Origin of the sequence: Bacillus sp. (in: firmicutes), from assembly GCA_017656295.1 — a bacterium.
Lineage (GTDB): Bacteria > Bacillota > Bacilli > Bacillales > JACDOC01 > JACDOC01.
This window is the reverse complement of record JACDOC010000019.1, coordinates 13,249-32,555: the sequence shown is the minus strand read 5'-3', so window position 1 is coordinate 32,555 and position 19,307 is coordinate 13,249. Positions and strand designations below refer to the sequence as shown.

Annotated in this window: 21 protein-coding genes; 1 reads left to right on the top strand and 20 read right to left on the bottom strand. The window is 39.0% G+C overall.

The window, feature by feature from the left end:
• Window positions 1-30 precede the first annotated feature (30 nt).
• On the bottom strand, window positions 31-315 hold the full coding sequence (locus H0Z31_12870; protein ID MBO8178335.1) for a hypothetical protein: 285 nt from the start codon (window positions 313-315) through the stop codon (window positions 31-33).
• Window positions 316-420: 105 nt separating this feature from the next.
• Between H0Z31_12870 and H0Z31_12865 the strand changes: the two genes are divergently transcribed.
• Complete coding sequence (locus H0Z31_12865) at window positions 421-558, top strand: hypothetical protein (GenBank protein MBO8178334.1); 138 nt, start codon at window positions 421-423, stop codon at window positions 556-558.
• Window positions 559-703: 145 nt separating this feature from the next.
• Here H0Z31_12865 and H0Z31_12860 read toward each other — a convergent pair whose 3' ends face one another.
• The 19 genes from H0Z31_12860 to rnmV all read right to left on the bottom strand — a co-directional run bounded on the left by H0Z31_12860 (window position 704) and on the right by rnmV (window position 19,214).
• On the bottom strand, window positions 704-976 hold the full coding sequence (locus H0Z31_12860) for an RNA-binding S4 domain-containing protein (GenBank protein MBO8178333.1): 273 nt from the start codon (window positions 974-976) through the stop codon (window positions 704-706).
• Window positions 977-1,007: 31 nt separating this feature from the next.
• Window positions 1,008-2,465, bottom strand: coding sequence for a nucleoside triphosphate pyrophosphohydrolase (gene mazG / locus H0Z31_12855; GenBank protein MBO8178332.1), 1,458 nt, complete (start codon window positions 2,463-2,465; stop codon window positions 1,008-1,010).
• 3 nt (window positions 2,466-2,468) lie between these two features.
• A complete protein-coding gene (locus H0Z31_12850) occupies window positions 2,469-4,076 on the bottom strand; it encodes a polysaccharide biosynthesis protein (protein MBO8178331.1) in 1,608 nt (535 codons plus the stop codon).
• Between the two features lie 170 nt (window positions 4,077-4,246).
• Window positions 4,247-4,783: a stage V sporulation protein T gene (spoVT, locus tag H0Z31_12845; GenBank protein MBO8178330.1), complete on the bottom strand. Its 537-nt coding sequence runs from the start codon at window positions 4,781-4,783 to the stop codon at window positions 4,247-4,249.
• Window positions 4,784-4,992: 209 nt separating this feature from the next.
• Window positions 4,993-8,526, bottom strand: a complete 3,534-nt coding sequence (gene mfd / locus H0Z31_12840) for a transcription-repair coupling factor (GenBank protein MBO8178329.1) — start codon at window positions 8,524-8,526, stop codon at window positions 4,993-4,995.
• Window positions 8,527-8,600: 74 nt separating this feature from the next.
• Window positions 8,601-8,831, bottom strand: coding sequence for an anti-sigma-F factor Fin family protein (locus H0Z31_12835; protein MBO8178328.1), 231 nt, complete (start codon window positions 8,829-8,831; stop codon window positions 8,601-8,603).
• Between the two features lie 70 nt (window positions 8,832-8,901).
• Window positions 8,902-9,462: an aminoacyl-tRNA hydrolase gene (locus H0Z31_12830; protein ID MBO8178327.1), complete on the bottom strand. Its 561-nt coding sequence runs from the start codon at window positions 9,460-9,462 to the stop codon at window positions 8,902-8,904.
• 111 nt (window positions 9,463-9,573) lie between these two features.
• Window positions 9,574-10,224 (bottom strand): 50S ribosomal protein L25/general stress protein Ctc, encoded by a 651-nt coding sequence (locus tag H0Z31_12825; protein MBO8178326.1) that lies wholly within the window; start codon window positions 10,222-10,224, stop codon window positions 9,574-9,576.
• A 138-nt stretch (window positions 10,225-10,362) separates the two neighbouring features.
• A complete protein-coding gene (locus H0Z31_12820) occupies window positions 10,363-11,322 on the bottom strand; it encodes a ribose-phosphate diphosphokinase (protein ID MBO8178325.1) in 960 nt (319 codons plus the stop codon).
• Between the two features lie 13 nt (window positions 11,323-11,335).
• Window positions 11,336-12,712, bottom strand: coding sequence for a bifunctional UDP-N-acetylglucosamine diphosphorylase/glucosamine-1-phosphate N-acetyltransferase GlmU (gene glmU, locus H0Z31_12815; protein MBO8178324.1), 1,377 nt, complete (start codon window positions 12,710-12,712; stop codon window positions 11,336-11,338).
• A gap of 187 nt (window positions 12,713-12,899) precedes the next feature.
• Entirely contained in the window at window positions 12,900-13,193 is a 294-nt protein-coding gene (gene spoVG / locus H0Z31_12810) for a septation regulator SpoVG (protein MBO8178323.1), read from the bottom strand.
• Window positions 13,194-13,503: 310 nt separating this feature from the next.
• Entirely contained in the window at window positions 13,504-13,878 is a 375-nt protein-coding gene (locus H0Z31_12805) for a RidA family protein (GenBank protein MBO8178322.1), read from the bottom strand.
• Window positions 13,879-13,892: 14 nt separating this feature from the next.
• On the bottom strand, window positions 13,893-14,729 hold the full coding sequence (gene purR, locus H0Z31_12800; protein ID MBO8178321.1) for a pur operon repressor: 837 nt from the start codon (window positions 14,727-14,729) through the stop codon (window positions 13,893-13,895).
• Window positions 14,730-14,804: 75 nt separating this feature from the next.
• Window positions 14,805-15,659 (bottom strand): 4-(cytidine 5'-diphospho)-2-C-methyl-D-erythritol kinase, encoded by an 855-nt coding sequence (locus H0Z31_12795; protein ID MBO8178320.1) that lies wholly within the window; start codon window positions 15,657-15,659, stop codon window positions 14,805-14,807.
• Between the two features lie 205 nt (window positions 15,660-15,864).
• Window positions 15,865-16,056, bottom strand: coding sequence for a small, acid-soluble spore protein, alpha/beta type (locus H0Z31_12790; GenBank protein MBO8178319.1), 192 nt, complete (start codon window positions 16,054-16,056; stop codon window positions 15,865-15,867).
• 194 nt (window positions 16,057-16,250) lie between these two features.
• On the bottom strand, window positions 16,251-16,520 hold the full coding sequence (locus H0Z31_12785) for a Veg family protein (protein MBO8178318.1): 270 nt from the start codon (window positions 16,518-16,520) through the stop codon (window positions 16,251-16,253).
• A gap of 212 nt (window positions 16,521-16,732) precedes the next feature.
• Window positions 16,733-17,620, bottom strand: coding sequence for a sporulation peptidase YabG (gene yabG, locus H0Z31_12780; protein ID MBO8178317.1), 888 nt, complete (start codon window positions 17,618-17,620; stop codon window positions 16,733-16,735).
• A 162-nt stretch (window positions 17,621-17,782) separates the two neighbouring features.
• Entirely contained in the window at window positions 17,783-18,661 is an 879-nt protein-coding gene (rsmA, locus tag H0Z31_12775) for a 16S rRNA (adenine(1518)-N(6)/adenine(1519)-N(6))-dimethyltransferase RsmA (protein MBO8178316.1), read from the bottom strand.
• Window positions 18,654-19,214, bottom strand: a complete 561-nt coding sequence (gene rnmV, locus H0Z31_12770; GenBank protein MBO8178315.1) for a ribonuclease M5 — start codon at window positions 19,212-19,214, stop codon at window positions 18,654-18,656. The genes rsmA and rnmV overlap by 8 nt, the downstream gene beginning before the upstream one ends.
• Window positions 19,215-19,307: the final 93 nt, after the last annotated feature.

Here is a 19,307-nt window from a genome sequence, read left to right as displayed (position 1 = left end):
GACAAAGAAAAAATAGAACAGAGGAACAAGCTATCGATTAGGTTGATGGATTACTTTTAGCGCTAAGTGTTCTTGTTCGTTTTTAACATAAATATCGTATTGTGTTGTATCTTTCACGGGAAAGGCGTGTTTTTTGCGAGCATTAAATGGTGTTTTCGATTTATAGGAAATACCTGCTGCTTTTAACTTCCCTACGACATGAAAATACTGCTCGTACCCAAATACAGTATAAACTTTTTTCCATTTTCGAGATTTCGGCCAAACTGTTACAACAATTACGATAAATGCGAAAGCAATGAGAAGATAGGTCAACATCGCACCCTTTCTCCTTTTTCGTTTTTTTATATCATATTTAACGTAGCATCTTAATAGAAGTTTCGTTCATCGTATCCTTTTTATAAAAATAAGGCTATGTGTTTTATGTCATTGTTGATTTTTACCAAGTTATTCACACGGCGGCGACTCCAGCGGGAACAAGCAGCCGCAAGACCCATACTTGAGCGTAGCGAGGGAAGCGGCTTGCACCTTGCCCGCGGAAAGCGTCCGCCACAAGCGTAATGTATAAATATCAACAGTATCGTTTAACAGACATTCATGCTAATTGCCATTGGCACATTGATAAATAAAATAACAACAAAAGTTATCCACAGTTATTTTAGGGTAGAGCCAAAAATAAAAAAAGCCCCCGATTCCGGGAGCAAAATTATTCGGTCATCGGCTCTTCCAACCGCTCTTCCTTCACAAGCGTATACATAGATGACGCATCTTCTTTTTTTGTGGATTCCAGTAGCTGTTCTACACGAACGGTAATTTGTTTTTGACCAAACTGAATGGTTAGCTCATCGCCAACTTTTACGTTTGAGCTAGCTTTTGCTGTCTGTCCATTGATTGAAATTCGCCCTTGTTCGGCTACTTCTTTCGCCAATGTTCTCCGTTTAATCAATCGCGAAACTTTTAAAAACTTATCTAAACGCATGCTTTCCATTGTTCCTACACTCTCCCTTTTATTAATAACCTTTCGCTTTGGCTTCATTCCAAAATTGATCTAATTCCTCTAATGAAAATTGATCAAACGACCTTCCCGATGCTTTCACTTGTTGTTCAACATACTCAAAGCGACGTTGAAATTTTTGAACAGTTGCTTGGAGGGCATCTTCAGGATGAATTCGATAAAAGCGGGCTACATTGACAAGGGCAAACAATACATCACCAAATTCCTTGGCTGCTTCTTGTTCATTTCGTTGCTGTATCGCTCCTTTCCATTCGTCGAGTTCTTCCTGTACCTTCTCCCAAGCCCCGTCAACATCCTCCCAATCAAAGCCGACTTTTGCCGCCTTTTTTTGCATTTCATATGCTTTAAACAATGCCGGAAGTCCTTTCGGTATACTATTTAAAATAGATTCTTCTTTTTTCGTTCCTTTTTCCTTTGCTTTAATCGCATTCCAATTGTTCACAACCTCATCAGCATCTTCCACTTTCACGGTACTAAATACATGAGGATGACGCCGTACCATTTTCTCACCAATACTTTCGATGACATCTTCAATGGAAAATAAACCATCATCTTCACCAATTTGTGCATGCAACAATACTTGAAGTAATACATCTCCTAATTCTTCAATCATATGATCGACATCATCTGCGTCAATAGCGTCAAGGAGTTCGTATGCTTCTTCAATTAAATATTTTTTTAGCGATTGATGGGTCTGCTCTTTATCCCACGGACAACCGTTTGGTCCCCGTAATTCGGCTACAATTTCTCTAAACGTATAGAAATCTTTATAGCGACCTTCTTTTTCTTTGACAGGAGGGACATAGACGCTCGTTAAGTTATTTAAAGACACTTGTCGATCGAGTTCGTATAACGGTATTTTTTGAACCTTTTCTTGTGCGGTTCCCGCCGCAGTAACAATGTAAACCTCATAATCATCCGGATATTTCTCCATTAATGTTAATTTGACTTCGGAAGCAACAAATGAATCGTACACCTGACCTATAATGACATGTTGATTCATTTTTACGTCATCCCGCTTAAGGGAAGTACCATCCAACAGTTGAAACCCTTCGATCGGATCTAGTTTCACCGCAGAACAAAGGGCATCGATAAAGCTTTGACCACCGCCGATTTGGACGGATATATTTTTTTCTCTCCCTTTCTGTAATAATAGTTGCACCGTTCGTTCAGCGACGATTGGATGTCCAGGAACCGCGTACACAATGTCCTTTGTTTCAGCTTCTTCTAGTAAAATACGAGAGATTTCTTCGTAAACTTCATCAAACGTTTCATATTTTTCGTATACATCGTCAAAAGATATAAATCGAATTCCTTCTTCTTCAAGAGAAGCAACGACCGGATGCTCTTTCGTTCGTAAATATAGATGCTCTGCTTCCCTTAATGTTCGATATACACCAAGGGTTAATTGATCTACATCTCCAGCACCTAAGCCGACTATGGTAATTGTCATCGTTTATGCCCCCAACTTATTATTTTTGTTTCTCACTTTTCTAAAAACTTTAAGCTTATCTCCAAATGGTATTTGTTTCAATTCATCTAGATCAAATCCTCCTATGTGAATAAAGACCGCTAGAAAGGTCATTCCCCCAAGAATGGAGCCACTAATGGATAAAAAAGTAGATGAAAGCCTTGAAGTCGTAAAACTATCGAAGGAACCTACTATTAATTGTAATACAAATAATACCAATACCATACTCCCGATACTAATGAAAAGATGACCAAAAAATGTTTTCGTCAAGTGAAAGCCTTGTAACTCCTTGTGCACTTTCCAAATTAAGAACATTGATATAATGACCAACGATCCAACTGTACTTAAAGAAGCCCCCATCGTATAAAGCGAAGGAATAAGGGCGATGTTCGCTAAAAATTTTCCTATGACTCCGACACATACGGCGAACATAGGGAAATACATATATCCCAGTCCTTGTAGTACCGCTGATAAAGTCAGTACAATCGAGTAAAATAAGACGGATAAACAAAAAACTGCCAGCACGTCAGATCCTTGACGATCGGTAAATAACATCTCATTGATTGGCTGGATTAAGCATGCTAAACCGACAGATGCCCCTAATCCGAACACGATACTCACTTTAAGTGCTAACGTACCTACGGATTGTACTCGTTGAGTAGAGCCTCGTAGTTTTTCTTTCGTAAGAATTGGTACTAAAGCTAAAGACATAGAAGTAGCGACAACTGTTCCTACTTGGACGAGCGGTTGCCCACGATCGTAAATACCTTTTAGCACTTTTCCGTCCCATTCGCTCCATCCGGATTCAACCAGCATCTTATATAGACTCATCGCATCCACCAGTTGGAATAAGATGAGTGTCATACTGCTGACGCAAATGGCGATTCCTTGAATAAGTACTTGTATTCCGACGTCACAGTTGAGTTTTAAAGAAGAAAAAATCCACCGTGTTTTTTCTTTTCGTGCCATAAGAAACCCAATGAGGACAAAAATACAGGCGACACTTCCAAGAACGGAGCCTAATATAGCTCCACCGCCTACTAGGTAAAGGGAATACCCTTTTTGAACAAAAAGAAAAGATAAAATAAGAATGAGCGCCACTCGAATAAATTGTTCCGTCACTTGTGATATAGCGGTAGGAACCATAAAACCGACACTTTGATAATATCCCCGAATAACTGAAATAATCGGAAAAAATAAAAATGAAACAGCGGCGACTTGAAGTAATAAGAATAAATTTGGATCACCCATTATGGAGGCAATCAGTGGTCCCCCAAAATAAGTTACACTAAAGAGAACAACTCCGAACAAAGACATAGAAAAAAAAGCAGATGTTAAAATTTCTTTCCTTTTTTTGAAATCCTCTTTCGGTTGTTCCGTTAAGATTTTTGAAATAATAACAGGAAAACCGTACATCGAAAGAGTTAAAACAATCCCATATATTGGGTACACTTGTTGATAAATATAAAAACCGATATCACCAACGATATTTTGAAAAGGAACACGATAAACGGCACTTAACACTTTGGTAACAAACGCCGCTATCGTTAATAAAAAAACACCTTGTAAAAAAGTACGTTGTGAACGACCCACGCTTCACTCTGCCTTTCCTAAGTTCTTTTAATCGAAAAGTATTATAGCATAATCTTTTTTTGAACCGTGTTAGGAAATTACGGATGGACTTGTAATCAACGAACGGATGATCACCATAAGAAAAAGGACAGTGGGATACTGTCCTTATACATATTTATCTATCGAAGATTTTACTGTTCCATCTGTCTTGCTAAAAAGCCTGCTGCTGTTTCTACCGCTTTTTGTTCCACTTCTTTTAAGGTTTGGTCTTTCGAATAAATAACAACGGCACCGATTGGGTCTCCGTTAGCAATAATCGGAGCAATTGTATAGGAAGCTAACGTCTCTTCAAATCCTTCTATTAATGATACTGATCCTTGTTGAGTCACCAGAATAGAATTACGTTCTTCCATCACTTTTTCAATTGTTTCGCCTACGCTTTTATTTAAAAATTCTTTCTTAGAAACGCCAGCTACAGCAATAACGGCATCTCGATCACAGATAAGAACAGGACTTCCTAAGCTATCAAATAAGGCTTCTGCATACTCCTTAGCAAAATCCCCTAATTCACTAATTGGTGAATATTTCTTTAAAATGACCTCACCATCACGATCAACGAATATTTCCAACGGATCTCCTTCCCGAATACGAAGTGTTCTACGAATTTCCTTTGGAATGACAACACGACCCAAATCATCAATACGACGAACAATACCAGTTGCTTTCATCTTTGTTGCCTCACTTTCATCAGATGATTTTTTGGTTGTTGATCCATTTAACTGAATGAATCTATTACCATTGTTGACATTAGTATCTTTCATCTGGAAAGTTCTATACACAAATTGTTCATTTCACTGTCAATCTATTTTGTTGGTAAATAATGGTATTATCAAAAAACGGCAACTCCAATATCCGTTCACAACTAGTATGGTTCTCGTTAGTGAACATTTTCGGTTACTTTTTTCGATTGGGCGATCGTTTTGACACATTCAATTAATATATCGAGCCACTCCGCTGTTTGCATTCCTTTTGTGGATAATGTTAGTTTTAATTTATTTCCATCCATCCCGATACCAAAACGCTTTCCATATTGATTGATGGCAGTAAACACTTTGGCTCCGTCAATTTGTTGGGTTCCATCTTCCGATAGAAGTAAAGTAACGATGTCTTTTTGTTGTTTCACCGATTCGACTTTTGCCTCGTATGCATACACTTTTATTTCGGCGACTTTACATAAATAATGAACCTCTTTTGGATAATCACCGAAGCGATCGATTAATTCACCCTGAAGTTCGTGCAATTCCTCTATGGTGTCAATTCCTCTAAAGCGTTTATACATCTCAATTTTTTGATGACCATCCGGAATGTAAGCATCTGGGATATAGGCATCGATCGTGACATCAATTTCCGTTTTAAACGGTTCTTCCGCTTGAGCCGTCCCTTTCCTCTCTTCAATCGCTTCTTTTAACATTTGAGAATATAAATCAAAACCAACGGAATCAATAAATCCGTGTTGTTGAGCTCCTAAAATGTTTCCTGCCCCACGAATGGACAAATCGCGCATGGCAATTTTAAAACCTGAACCAAGCTCTGTAAATTCTTTAATTGCTTGAAGTCGTTTTTCAGCAACTTCGGACAACACTTTATCTTTGCGGTACGTAAAATACGCATAAGCTACCCGGTTCGAACGACCTACACGTCCTCTAAGCTGATACAATTGCGATAATCCCATCCGATCAGCATCATAAACAATAAGCGTATTTACGTTCGGAATATCCACGCCTGTTTCGATAATAGTCGTCGTAACTAATACATCGTATTCGCCACTTAAAAAGCTTAAGATGACAGATTCTAATTCCGTTTCAGACATTTGACCATGCGCAAACGTCACTCGAGCATCTGGAACTAGCATAGAAATTTCTTCCGCTTTTCGCTCAATATCCTCGACACGATTGTATAAAAAGTATACTTGTCCTTCTCTTGCTAATTCGCGCTCAATGGCCTCTTTGACTAATGCCCCATTATATTCCATGACGTACGTTTGGACCGGGAAGCGGTTTTCCGGTGGCGTTTCTATGACAGATAAATCGCGCACACCAAGCAAAGACATATGTAATGTCCGAGGAATTGGGGTAGCGGTTAAAGTTAGCACATCGATATTCGTTTTTAACTGTTTAATTTTTTCTTTATGTGTTACACCAAAGCGCTGTTCTTCGTCAATAATGAGTAAACCTAAGTCGTGAAATTGCACGTCTTTCGACAACAAACGGTGTGTGCCCACAATAATATCGACGGCACCGCTTTTTAATTTTTTCAATGTTTCTGTTTGTTGCTTTTTCGTCCGGAAGCGACTCAATAAATCAACGGTAACAGGAAAGTCTTGGAAACGCTCTTTCATCGTTTCATAATGTTGTTGTGCTAAAATCGTTGTTGGAACAAGAAAAGCGACTTGTTTTCCATCCATCACGGCTTTAAACGCGGCACGAATTGCTACTTCTGTTTTTCCATACCCGACATCACCGCATAATAAACGGTCCATTGGTCGTTCGCTTTCCATATCTCTCTTAATTTCTTGAATGGAACGTAATTGATCTTCCGTTTCTTGATATGGAAAAGTAGCTTCAAATTCTCGTTGTAAATCGCCGTCTGGAGAGAACGCGTACCCTTTAGTAGACTCTCGTTCGGCGTACAATTTAATTAAATCATCGGCAATGTCTTGGACAGACGATTGAACTTTCTTCTTTACTCGTTTCCATTCATTACCGCCGAGCTTATAAATTTTCGGCTCTTTTCCTTCTGAGCCCACATATTTTTGCACTAAGTCGATTTGGTCTACCGGCACGTATAATTGATCGTTACCTTGATATTTGATGTGAAGATAATCTTTATGAATGCCGTTAATTTCTAAAGTTTCAATTCCTAAATACTTTCCAATACCATGATTAACGTGCACCACATAATCGCCAATATTCAGTTCCGAATAATTTTTTATTCGTTCTGCATTCGACAGCTTTTGTCGACGCGGAGCTTTTTTCGTTTTTTTATTAAAAAGCTCTACTTCGGTCACAACTGCAAGCTTCATCATTGGCAGTTCAAAGCCCGCATGCAAACTCCCTTGAATCATTTGTGGTTTCCCTAGCAGCAATTGTTCTGCCGACGCGTTTTCTACTACATCTAGTCCGTAATCTTCAAATACGCGTTGAAGTTTTCTTATTCGTTCTACATCTGGACCGAGAAATAGTACCGTATATTTTCCTTTTTTCCATCGCTCTAATTCGTTTTTTAACACGTTCATTTGCCCGTGAAAGTTTTGCATCGGGCGACAGGAAATATTCATGATATTTTGCGGATTCGTATTCGGAATATGTCGTAAAAATAATGATAAATAAACTTTTGGTAACGAAGTTTCCGTAACAAGTGTTGGTAGACGATGGGATATCGTCAATCCGTGAACAATTGAACCTTCTTCTAACAAGGCTGTGTACCATTCCGCTTCTTCTTTTTCTAGTGTTTCATATATTTCCAATATACGACTATATTCGTCTAAAAATATAATGCTATTTTGCGGTAAATAATCTATCAAACTATAAGGTTTATCATAAGCAAGAGAAGCATATTTAAAAATTTGTTCCGGCTTCTGTTGCTGTTTTAATTGTTCCAGTTCATACGAAATGTGTTGTGATAATAGCTCTTTCGTTTTCGCTAGTTTTACTTTTCGTAAGCTCTCAGCTAATTTTTCCTCCAACAGCCGTACGATGCGATCATAATGGGGAGGTTCTAGCAATAATTCAGTAGCTGGACCAACGATGACTTCATCCAATGATTGCAAGGACCGTTGATCTTCTATAGAAAACGTTCGGATGGACTCGATTTCGGTATCAAATAATTCAATGCGTAATGGATCAGACACCGTTAACGGATAAATATCGATAATGCCTCCACGAACGCTAAATTCCCCCGGTGCTGTGACCATATTGACGCGTTGATACCCCATATATATAAACGCTTGTAACATTTGCTCTAAATCAATGTCTTCGCCAACACGGAACTCTTTTTGATACGACAACCATAATTCCTTTGGGGGTAATAGTTTCCGCAAACCAGCTGCAGGTACAATAACGACACCACGCTCGATCCGGCTTAAAAAGTTTAACGTTTCCATTCGTTGCGCTTTTAATTCAGGGCTGGCGATACTTATCTCTGCGGCAATTAATTCATTTGCTGGATATAAATACACTTCATCTTCGGCAACGAATTGGGTAATGTCATCGTACAACTTTTGAGCTTGTAGTAAATTGTAAGTAATGAGTAAAATCGGTCTTTTTGTCCGTTCATAAATAGAGGAAATGAGCGCTGGCCGGCTAGATCCTGATAATCCAGTAACCAGTTGTTCGCTAAGCCCTTCCTCAATTCCATTTACTATCGATTCAATTTCATCTTGTTGCAAGAGGATGGTCGTGATTCCTTTCAAAAGCTCCTCCCCTTTCTTTATGTTCTCTATCAAACTCAACAGAAAAATGCTTTGGTAGGCCCAAAGCCGACAAATTACTGTATAAAAAAGTCAAACTGATAGTAATCAGGGTTTCGTTCAAGCGCTTCTTGGCAATCTTCACAAATTGTTTTTATATGAATATTACCGTTTGGTTCGTAGGAGACCATGTCAAGTCGTTCTTTTTCGTTCAATTTATGGATGCCTATTTGTTCAGCATTGACCGGCATTCGATCAATTGTCCCGACCTTGATTCCGCAATGACGACAAAAGTAATGTATAGCCATATTGCTCCTCCTAAAATACGCTTTTACCGCTAGTATAAACGTATTTTAGAGGTGTTATACATCATATGAATTACCCGTTATAACGATTCATCACTTGAAGAAACGGTTTTTCCATCCATTCTTCACACGCATCTGCACAACGTTGAATCACATCCCCCATCGTTTCCCACTCTTCTTTTGTAAACTTTCCTAATACATAATCCGGAACACTCATCCCATTAGTTGGGCGATCAATCCCGATCCGAATTCGGTTAAAGTTTTGCGTACCGAGGTGGGCAATGGTGGACTTAATGCCATTGTGTCCACCGGCGCTTCCTTTTTGCCGCAAACGAATTTTTCCAACCGGCAAATCTAAATCATCATAAATGACTAAAATATGTTCCGGGTCAATATCATAATAATCGACAACAGCCCGGATACTTTCACCCGACAAATTCATATATGTCATCGGTTTTAACAAAATCACTTTTTCACTTGAATAACGGATGATTGTATATAGCCCTTTAAATTTCGATTCCGTTAAAGGGGAAGCAAAACGTTTTGCTAGTTCATCAATAACTTCAAATCCTATGTTATGTCTTGTTCGTTCATATTTTGTTCCTGGATTTCCTAGTCCTACGATTAACTTCATGATCAACACCTCAAATCCTTTCACTATTTTAACTATATCAAAAACCAGAAAAGACGTAACCTAAAAAGGTTACGCCTTACGAACCTATTGAATGGTAGGGACTTTATCCGTTTACGAATCTTGTTCTTTCGCTTCTAACTCATTCGTTTCCCGACCTTCTAAATTCGTTGGAATTCCTATTTCTTGCTCTTCACCTGTACTAATTTCTTTTTCTTGCCTAGGAGGGAGAATGGAAGCAATCGTTTCCCCATCATCATGATTAATAGTAAACCCATATTGTTGATTAACATCCCCTACGGTGATGGTCTCCCCTACTTGTAAGTTCTCGACGTTAATATTGATCGAATCTGGTACCTGTCCAGGCTTACCCGTTACCGAAAGCTCGTGAATTGGCTGCTGTAATACCCCGCCATCGTTTACCCCAGCGGCTTCTCCAACTAAATCGACCCGAACGTCCGTTGTTACGTTTGTATCTTGATTCACCACGAGAAAATCGGCATGAATAATTTCGTTTTTCAAAAAGTCATGCTGATAGTCGGAAAGCATCACCGAATATTCGGTACCATCTGCCTTAATAGAAAAAACTCCATTTCGTCCTACATTCTGTATCGTTTTAACTAAATCCCTTTCTTCAAAATAAATGTGTGTATTTTCAACATTGGGTCCATAAATTACAGCTGGGACATAACCTTCTGACCGTAATTGATGTAACGTTGATTGGTGAAAATCGGTTCTTATTTGCGCATCAAGAACGACTTCCATGGTACGTTCACCTTCCTCCATACAATATTAAAGCTGGTTCTATATAAAAAATGCCCTAAAACGGTTCATAATAAACATAAAAAAGTGGATGGAAGGCACAAAAACGGCCTGACATTATTGTCAGACCGTTTGATTCTATTAATCGAATAGCATACTTACGGATTGATCTTCATGCACACGAATAATCGCTTCACCAATAAGTGGAGCTACAGATAGCTGGTGAATTTTTTTAATTTGCTTTTCTTCTGGAAGGGTAATGGTGTTAGTTACTACTAATTCTTTAATTTTAGAGTTTTCAATACGCTCGATCGCTGGACCTGATAAAACCGGATGTGTACAGCATGCATATACTTCTTTCGCACCGTTTTCTACTAATGCATTTGCCGCAAGGGTAATCGTTCCTGCGGTATCAATAATATCATCGATTAAGATCGCTGTTTTACCTTCAATGTTTCCAACGATGTTCATCACTTCCGCCACATTTGGTCTTGGTCGACGCTTATCGATAATCGCAATTGGTGCTTTTAAGCGTTCAGCAAGCTTCCGTGCTCTTGTTACGCCACCATGGTCAGGGGAAACAACGACTAATTCATCTTGGTCAAGCTTTTTACTGTTAAAGTAGTCAGCTAAAATCGGTACCCCCATTAGGTGGTCAATTGGAATATCAAAGAAACCTTGAATTTGTGGAGCATGTAAATCAAGTGTGATCACACGGGAAGCTCCTGCCGTTTCTAGCAAGTTGGCAACTAATTTAGCGGTAATCGGTTCACGTGCTCTTGCTTTACGGTCTTGGCGCGCATAGCCGTAATACGGCATGACGATATTGATTGTTTTTGCAGAAGCTCGTTTCAACGCATCAATCATAATCAGTAATTCCATAATATTTTCGTTGACTGGGGAGCTAGTCGATTGAATGACGAATACATCACAGCCGCGAATACTTTCTTCGATATTAATTTGAATCTCTCCATCACTGAACCGGGACACGCTACATTTCCCAAGCTCGACTCCAATTACCTTCGCAATTTCCTCCGCTAACGCTCGATTCGAATTTAGGGCAAATACCTTCAAGTTTGGATCTAAATATTGATTCGTCATGATGAACCTCCAGTTATTTTTTCGAGTTTAGTTTGTGTACATAGTTTTCCTTATTTACTTGGCGAGCACGTGCAATCGACAACGCCATACCTGGTACATCTTCTGTAATTGTTGAACCAGCGGCAATATAGGCACCTTTTCCAATGGTAACAGGAGCAACTAAGTTCGAATTACATCCTACAAAGACATTGTCTTCAATTTTTGTTAAATATTTATTTTTTCCATCATAATTTACTGTGATAGAACCACATCCAATGTTCACTTGTTCGCCCACTTCTGCATCGCCAATATAACTTAAATGAGAGGCCTTACTTCCCTTGCCAAATGTCGATTTTTTAATTTCTACGAAATTACCAATTCGAACTTCATTACCAATAGCAGATTGAGGACGAATATGAGCGAATGGACCAATGGTCACATCACTACCGATGGAGCTTTGATGGGCAACAGATTGACGAATGACGGTACGGTCGTTAATTTCACAATCATGAATTTCTGTATGAGGCCCAATCTTACAGTCATTTCCAATCACTGTTTGCCCGGTAATAACACTACCTGGGTAAATAATCGTATCTTGCCCAATTTGCACCTCGACCCCAATGTACGTATTTTCTGGGTCAATAATCGACACACCGTTACGCATGTGATACTCATTGATGCGTCGACGCATAATTTTCTCCGCTTGTGCTAAAGCAACACGATCGTTGACACCTAAAGTCTCTTCCATGTCAGCTATTTGATAAGCGGACACAATTTCCCCTTTTGCTTTTAAAATTTCAATGACATCTGGTAAATAATACTCACCTTGGGCATTATCATTAGATACGTGCTGAAGGGCTTCAAAAAGAGCTTGGTTATCAAAACAATACGTACCTGTATTGATTTCTTTTACTTTCCGTTCCTCATCTGTCGCATCCTTATGTTCTACAATTCGCTCAACATGTCCGTCTTCGTTTCGAATAATGCGACCATAGCCTGTAGGATCTTCCGCATAGCTTGAAAGGATGGTTGCTTTAGCCCCTTGCTGTTCATGATGGGATAAAAGCGCTTCCATAGTCTCAGCCGTTATTAGCGGTGTATCTCCACAAATAACAAGGGTCGTTCCTTGTAAAGAGGCTAGTTGAGGAGCGGCTTGCATCACAGCATGAGCAGTTCCAAGCTGTTCTTCTTGAAGGGCAAACTCACTTTTTCCGTCTAATTGTGCTTTTACTTGATCAGCTCCGTGACCAACAATCGTCACAATCTTATTTATATCAAGCTTTGACACTTGATCTACAACATGTTCGACCATAGGCTTTCCACATACCGGATGAAGAACTTTGTAAAGTTTTGATTTCATTCTTGTTCCTTGCCCAGCAGCTAAAATAATGGCATATCGATTCGTTGACATATATGGTCCTCCATCAACCTTTTTTTCCATAATGAATATATCTTAAATAGGAGTTCATTTCAAGGAATCGGAGAAAAGTACATTTTTTTGTCAATGGGTACAAGGAGGAAAATGGAAGGAAAAGATATGTATACATAAAAAAAGAGCCTTTCGTAAGGAGAAGGCTCTTGGTGTAAATGCTTAATGATTAAGAAGCTCCTGCTTCTTCTAATTCACGTTCTTCTAGCTCACCTAAACGGTGATACTCAGCTAACACCGCATCTTGGATTTTACCGCGTGTGTTGGAGTTAATTGGATGAGCAATATCACGGAATTCACCATCTGGCGTGCGTTTGCTTGGCATAGCCACAAACAATCCGTTATTGCCATCGATGACACGAATGTCATGAACGACAAATTCATTGTCTAAAGTGATAGAAGCAATAGCTCTCATACGACCATCCGTGTTTACGCGGCGTAGTCTAACATCTGTTACTTCCATCTTGTTCACCACCTTTTTCCATTGAAGTCTATTTTTAATATTCAACACCCTTTCAAAATCTCCTTCTAAATAAATAAAATTTTTAGAAAAATTTTTTATTAAATGGCTCTGTTAAACGATACTGTTTATATTTATACATTACTCTTGTGGCGGACGCTTTCCGCGGGCAAGCCGCAAGCCGCTTCCCTCGCTACGCTCAAGTATGGGTCTTGCGGCTTCTTGTTCCCACTGGAGTCGCCGCCGTGTGAATAACTTGCTAAAAATCAACAATGACTTATAACAGAGACTTTTAATTAAAAAAGCACTCGTGTTATTTCACGAGTGCAATTACTTCAATTTCTACTAACGCATCTTTTGGAAGTCTAGCCACTTCGACACATGAACGAGCGGGCTTATGCTCACTAAAATATTGACTGTACACTTCATTAACAGCTGCGAAATCCTCCATGTTTTTTAAAAATACTGTTGCTTTCACGACAGTATTTAACGATGCACCAGCTTCATGAAGAACAGCTTGCAAGTTTCGGAAAACTTGATGGGTTTGCTCTTTAATATCTCCTTCAACCATTTTTCCTTCTGGCGTTAACGGAATTTGACCAGAACTAAAAAATAAATTGTTCACGATTACCCCTTGAGAATATGGACCAATGGCCGCTGGAGCTTGTTTCGTTGAAACGGTACGCATCGGGAATCTCCTCCTTATAAAAATGAAATAGGTTTAGAAAAATAGTTTCCTTCGGTCACACTGATGCGCTTTTCTTTTACATCTACATCAGTCAAACGGACAAGAGACACATAATCATCTACTAATCGTTCTTCTTCGACTTTTTCAGATTCGACTAATACCCCAATTCCTGCAACGGAAGCATTAAATTCCTCAAGCAAACTTTTCATTCCGTTAACAGTTCCACCAGCTTTCATGAAATCATCTACAATTAACACATTGGAATGTTCACGTAAACTGCGTTTCGATAACACCATTGTTTGAATTCGTTTTGATGAGCCAGATACATAGTTAATACTTACTGTTGAGCCTTCTGTCACTTTACTATCACGACGAACAATAACTACAGGTACATTTAAATAATTCGCTGTTGCATACGCAATCGGAATTCCCTTTGTTGCTACCGTCATAACGACATCAATTTCTTTATCGTGAAATGCTGAGCCTAATAGTTTCCCTACTTTTCTCATCATTTGTGGGTCCCCTAAAATATCTGTCATATATAAATACCCACCAGGTAATAAACGTTCTGGATCAGCAATTCGTTCACAAAGTTCCTTAACGTGCTGTTCCGCATCCTCTTTTTTAATACTAGGGAAATATTTCACTCCCCCAGCGGCACCAGGTACCGTCATTAACGTCCCAATTCCTCGATGTTCCAACGTTTCTTTTAAAATGGACAAATCTTCACTAATGGATGATTTAGCTGCTTGATACCGTTCAGAGAAAAAAGTTAATGGAATCAATTGTCTTGGCCGCTCTAACAAATAGTGAGTCATATCAATTAAACGCTCACTGCGACGAAATTTCATCTTTGGTCACCTCTGAAGTAAAAACCGAATATTTTAGTGTAAATATATCACTAATGTACGGTTTTTATCAAGAATTTATTCTCCCAATAGGCGAGCAACATATACTTGGTCACAAAAACCACGAAGTCCGTTGTAAATACGTTGCAAACGTGAATCGTGTTGCACAAGCCCGAAAACGGTCGGTCCGCTACCGCTCATTAACACTGCATCAGCACCAAAGCGTTTCATTTGTTCTTTAATATGAGCCACTTCTGGATGCATGTGTAAAGTAACACTTTCAAGGACATTTCCCACATGTTCACACACTTTTTCATAGTTTTGTTCATAAATGGCTTCAATCATCCCTTTTGTATTTGGATGTTGAATTTGTTGTAAATTTAAATTTTTATACACTTCTGCAGTAGAAACTCCGGTAGCTGGTTTCGCTAAAATCACCCAACAATTGGGCGGAGATGGAAGGTGGCTAATTTTTTCCCCACGGCCAGTCGCTAACGCCGTTCCTCCATATACACAAAATGATACATCTGAACCAATTTGTGAACCGAGTTGGGCTAACTCGTCCAAACTTAAACCTAACTTCCAAAGCTCGTTTAAACCACGTAAAACAGCAGCCGCATCACTACTTCCACCAGCTAACCCGGCTGCTACTGGAATCTCCTTGTTAATCTCAATGTGAACCCCTTTTTTAATACCGTAAGTATCCTTCAACAATTGCGCTGCTTGATAGGCATGGTTTCGGTGATCGTCAGGGACAAATCGGTTGTGGGTCACTATTTTTACTTCATCTTCTTTTAGTTCCGTCAATTCAATTCGGTCTGCTAAATCAACCGTGGTCATCACCATTTCTACTTCATGATAACCGTCAGGGCGTTTATGTAAGACGTCTAACGATAAATTAATTTTGGCTGGTGCCTTTACCATTAACTTCAACGAATTCACCTACTTTTTCTCGAGCAATTTCCGTTCCTGTAATCTATAGTTAACGTATACAAACATTGTATTTTACCATGAAAAATTAGTTAAAGAAAGATAAGTTATTTCACCATTTATTTTATATAATCAAGTCTGTTTTTGTATATGTAGTAATAGAGAAGACCAACTCGTTCTTTTGGTCTTCTCAGGCATGCTAACTTCCTTATTTTTGTTGGTTCATGGATTGTTGTGCTAAATGCTGCTGGGCAATTTCAACGGCGCGTTTCACCATATTTCCAGCTTCTTTGGATGTGATACTGCTCCATCCTCCTTGCTTTACGACGTCATAAAAACCCAAATCTTTTGCCAGTTGCTCTTTGAACTGCATTGACATCGTACGTCTTCTTCTACTCAAAAAACATCCTCCTTCATTAGCATGCCTTTATTAGTATGGATGACAAACGACCAATTCATCAGATGTAACAAGCATAAAAAAGAAGCATTCATGGTAGATGCTTCTTAAGGAACAAGTTTTTTCAATTTAATCATAAACCAGCCATTTGGTCGTCCATACGTACAATCGAAAAAATAAAAGCAGCAAACTTTCGTCTACTGCCGGCCCATTGCAACGTTTCCTGATGTTTCGTCATAGAAGGTTAATTGAACTGTTTCTGTTAACACATCTGCATAGCTGTAAGAAACACGCTCAAATGCATTCTCATCTTGGTCTAGTTCTACCACAAATACAGATGGGTATGTTTCTGTTAAAATCCCAGAACGCTCAATTGTTTTTCTTCTTCCACCATTGGCCTTTAACAACAACCGTTTGCCTAAATTAGAATCAAGAGCTTTTTTAATATCAGACAATGTTTTTGGCATCTTTTTACCCACCTCGCTGATTAAATTATAGCACAATATGTAAGTTTCGTCAAATAAATAAATAATTTTATCAACCTTTAACTTCAGTTGTCAATGGTTTTATGTCTACAAAAATCAACAATTTTAGCATACCCTTTTGTGCACACAATTATGTAAAAAAATCACATTACCTTCCTGCCACAAAAAAATAATGCCAACATTGTTGTCTGGCATTACTGATCAATTTTTGGTTGGAGCCGATTAAAGGGCATTCCAGTTCTGAGCACCCCTTTTGTTTCAATTCCTCCCAACCCTTTGTCACCTGTTAACGTATTTCGTAACACATCCCATACATTGACGTATTCTTTAAAGGGAGTAAAGCTAATTTTGGCAACAATATATACCGGATCTAATGCGTGAATATTGACGCGGTTAGGGGAACTAGCAAAATTAGCTCCCGCACGGATTAACAACTCAAAATGGGATTGACATGCCCCTGCAAAAATAATGAGCTGATCAAGATGAGGAACTTTTTTCCTCGCTTCTTTCACCGTTTTAACAAAATCCTTCGAATGTCGATAGGCGTTAATATCATCAATCGTTCCTTTGGACTTTGAATAAGCGTCATGACCGGTGATCACTAAAATATCTGGACGGTACTTTTCAATAAGTCCACCGATTTGATACGGCATTTCCGTCTCTTTACAATGAACCCCATATACCGGAACCCCTACCCGTTCATATAAGTCCATACATTTTTTTAAATAATTAGGGTCACCATCTAAGTGAAGAACTTTCCCTGGAATTTGAAAAAAATTTAAATCATAATGATACCCGTTCGTCATTTGGTACTCTTGCTTTTGCTTAATGAGGTTCATATCTTGTCGAAATAACTCGTACGATTGTTCTTCAAGTGATCGAAACGTATTGGTGAGCCGACGATACTCATGGGAATCAATGATGACTAAATCATCGAATGGGGCATCCGCCATAAGACGGTAATCTTCTCCGTATAAGATGGCCACTTGTTTCCCATTTACTTCTTTTATATCAATGACACGAAATAAAATATCGCTATTGTACGATTTTCGACCAACAATGGAATGAATCTTTATTTTCACACGCTTCATCTCCAATTACGAGCGTCTTTTTGGAATATTACGACTACCCCACTATGACACTATTCTTTCATAAGCTATGCACAAGGGGCTTGAGTGGTGTGTTCATTAACGAAAAAAGTGGGTTTCTGTCAAATAAAAAATCAGTCATCCATAGATGACTGATTACTGGAAATAAGGATATAATAGATCCGATAGACGAGCAAATTCTTCAATCGTTAACGTTTCCCCTCTTCGTTTTGGATCAATATTCGCTTGTTCAAGTGCTGCCAAAATCGCCTCTTTTTTTTCTTTTCCGCTTGGAAGTTGACTTGAAAGATTATTAAAAATCGTTTTCCGACGTTGGGCAAAAGATGCTTTCGTCACCTGGAAAAAGAAAGACTCATCTTTTACGACAGCTCGAGGAGTCGACCGACGGGTTAATCGTATAACAGCTGAATCCACATTAGGTTGAGGAACAAACACGGTTTTGGGCACGTTCATCACGATCTCCACATCCGTGTAATATTGAACCGCAATCGATAATGAACCGTAATCTTTCGTTCCAGGACGAGCGGTCATCCGATCGGCAACCTCTTTTTGTAACATCACTACTAATCCGCGAATCGGAAGGTTATCTGTTAACAATTTCATTATAATCGGTGTAGTTACATAGTACGGTAAATTCGCCACCACCATGATATCTTCGATTCCTGCCATCCGCTCATGAATGATTTCTTTGACATTGGCCTTCAACACGTCGGAATGGATAATGTCTACATTTGAATACGGAGCGAGTGTTTCATTTAAGATCGGCAACAATCGTTGGTCGATTTCAAAGGCCACCACTTTTTTGCAAGCTCGTGCTAAATGCTCAGTTAAGGCACCAATTCCTGGGCCAATTTCAATCGCCCCTGATTCTTGGGTAAGGTTTGCAGCATCGGTAATCTTCCGTAAAATATTTGGGTCTATTAAAAAGTTTTGACCGAGGCTCTTTTTAAAGGAAAAGCCGTATTTTTGTAAAATTTCTTTTGTTCGATTTGGTGTCGCAATATCTTTATGCATCTTGTTCCTCCTGTAGTACTTCTCTTAAAGCTTGTTCAAACGCTTCTTTTGTAATTTGAAACATTAGCAGTCGCTTATGGAGCTGTTTGCCATTTGTATATCCGATTTTTAATTTTTCCCCCAGCTTTTCACGGCGCTCTTTTGCTTTATTTCCACCAATGAGCCCCGCATCTAAAAGCTCTTGGGCGGTAATCCATTCTTCAAGAGGTTGCTCCATCATATGAACCCCTTGAAGTGCTTCTCTTATGGCATCAGGCGTTGCATATTCAATCCCAATCCCTCTACCGGATGTAGGCTTGGCGTCTTCCCTTTTTAAAAAAGCGTGCTTACACCCCGGTACTTGTTCAGCAATCGTTTTACGAATTTTTTCTCCAGGAAAGTCCGGGTCAGTAAAAATAATCACTCCCCGGGTTTGTTGTGCTAATCGTATTTGTTCAATCGTATGTTTCGATATAGCCGACCCGTTCGTTTCGATGGTATCCGCATCAACGGCCCGCTTAATAGCTACCGAATCATCTTTCCCTTCCACCACAATAATTTCTTTAATTTTCATTTTTCCTCCTAAAAAAATTGAAACATTTTTGTCATATTGTTCGTCTAATGTAATGAAAGTAATATTTTGTTCATCGTCTATTATACCGCCTCA

Excerpts from the sequence above, each read along its gene's own strand:
- H0Z31_12870 (MBO8178335.1), bottom strand. The coding sequence starts at position 315 with ATGTTGACCTATCTTCTCATTGCTTTCGCATTTATCGTAATTGTTGTA.
- H0Z31_12865 (MBO8178334.1), top strand. The coding sequence starts at position 421 with ATGTCATTGTTGATTTTTACCAAGTTATTCACACGGCGGCGACTCCAG.
- H0Z31_12860 (MBO8178333.1), bottom strand. The coding sequence starts at position 976 with ATGCGTTTAGATAAGTTTTTAAAAGTTTCGCGATTGATTAAACGGAGA.
- mazG (MBO8178332.1), bottom strand. The coding sequence starts at position 2,465 with ATGACAATTACCATAGTCGGCTTAGGTGCTGGAGATGTAGATCAATTA.
- spoVT (MBO8178330.1), bottom strand. The coding sequence starts at position 4,783 with ATGAAAGCAACTGGTATTGTTCGTCGTATTGATGATTTGGGTCGTGTT.
- H0Z31_12835 (MBO8178328.1), bottom strand. The coding sequence starts at position 8,831 with ATGGCTATACATTACTTTTGTCGTCATTGCGGAATCAAGGTCGGGACA.
- H0Z31_12830 (MBO8178327.1), bottom strand. The coding sequence starts at position 9,462 with ATGAAGTTAATCGTAGGACTAGGAAATCCAGGAACAAAATATGAACGA.
- H0Z31_12825 (MBO8178326.1), bottom strand. The coding sequence starts at position 10,224 with ATGGAAGTCGTTCTTGATGCGCAAATAAGAACCGATTTTCACCAATCA.
- H0Z31_12820 (MBO8178325.1), bottom strand. The coding sequence starts at position 11,322 with ATGACGAATCAATATTTAGATCCAAACTTGAAGGTATTTGCCCTAAAT.
- glmU (MBO8178324.1), bottom strand. The coding sequence starts at position 12,712 with ATGTCAACGAATCGATATGCCATTATTTTAGCTGCTGGGCAAGGAACA.
- spoVG (MBO8178323.1), bottom strand. The coding sequence starts at position 13,193 with ATGGAAGTAACAGATGTTAGACTACGCCGCGTAAACACGGATGGTCGT.
- H0Z31_12805 (MBO8178322.1), bottom strand. The coding sequence starts at position 13,878 with ATGCGTACCGTTTCAACGAAACAAGCTCCAGCGGCCATTGGTCCATAT.
- purR (MBO8178321.1), bottom strand. The coding sequence starts at position 14,729 with ATGAAATTTCGTCGCAGTGAGCGTTTAATTGATATGACTCACTATTTG.
- H0Z31_12785 (MBO8178318.1), bottom strand. The coding sequence starts at position 16,520 with ATGCCAAAAACATTGTCTGATATTAAAAAAGCTCTTGATTCTAATTTA.
- rsmA (MBO8178316.1), bottom strand. The coding sequence starts at position 18,661 with ATGCATAAAGATATTGCGACACCAAATCGAACAAAAGAAATTTTACAA.
- rnmV (MBO8178315.1), bottom strand. The coding sequence starts at position 19,214 with ATGAAAATTAAAGAAATTATTGTGGTGGAAGGGAAAGATGATTCGGTA.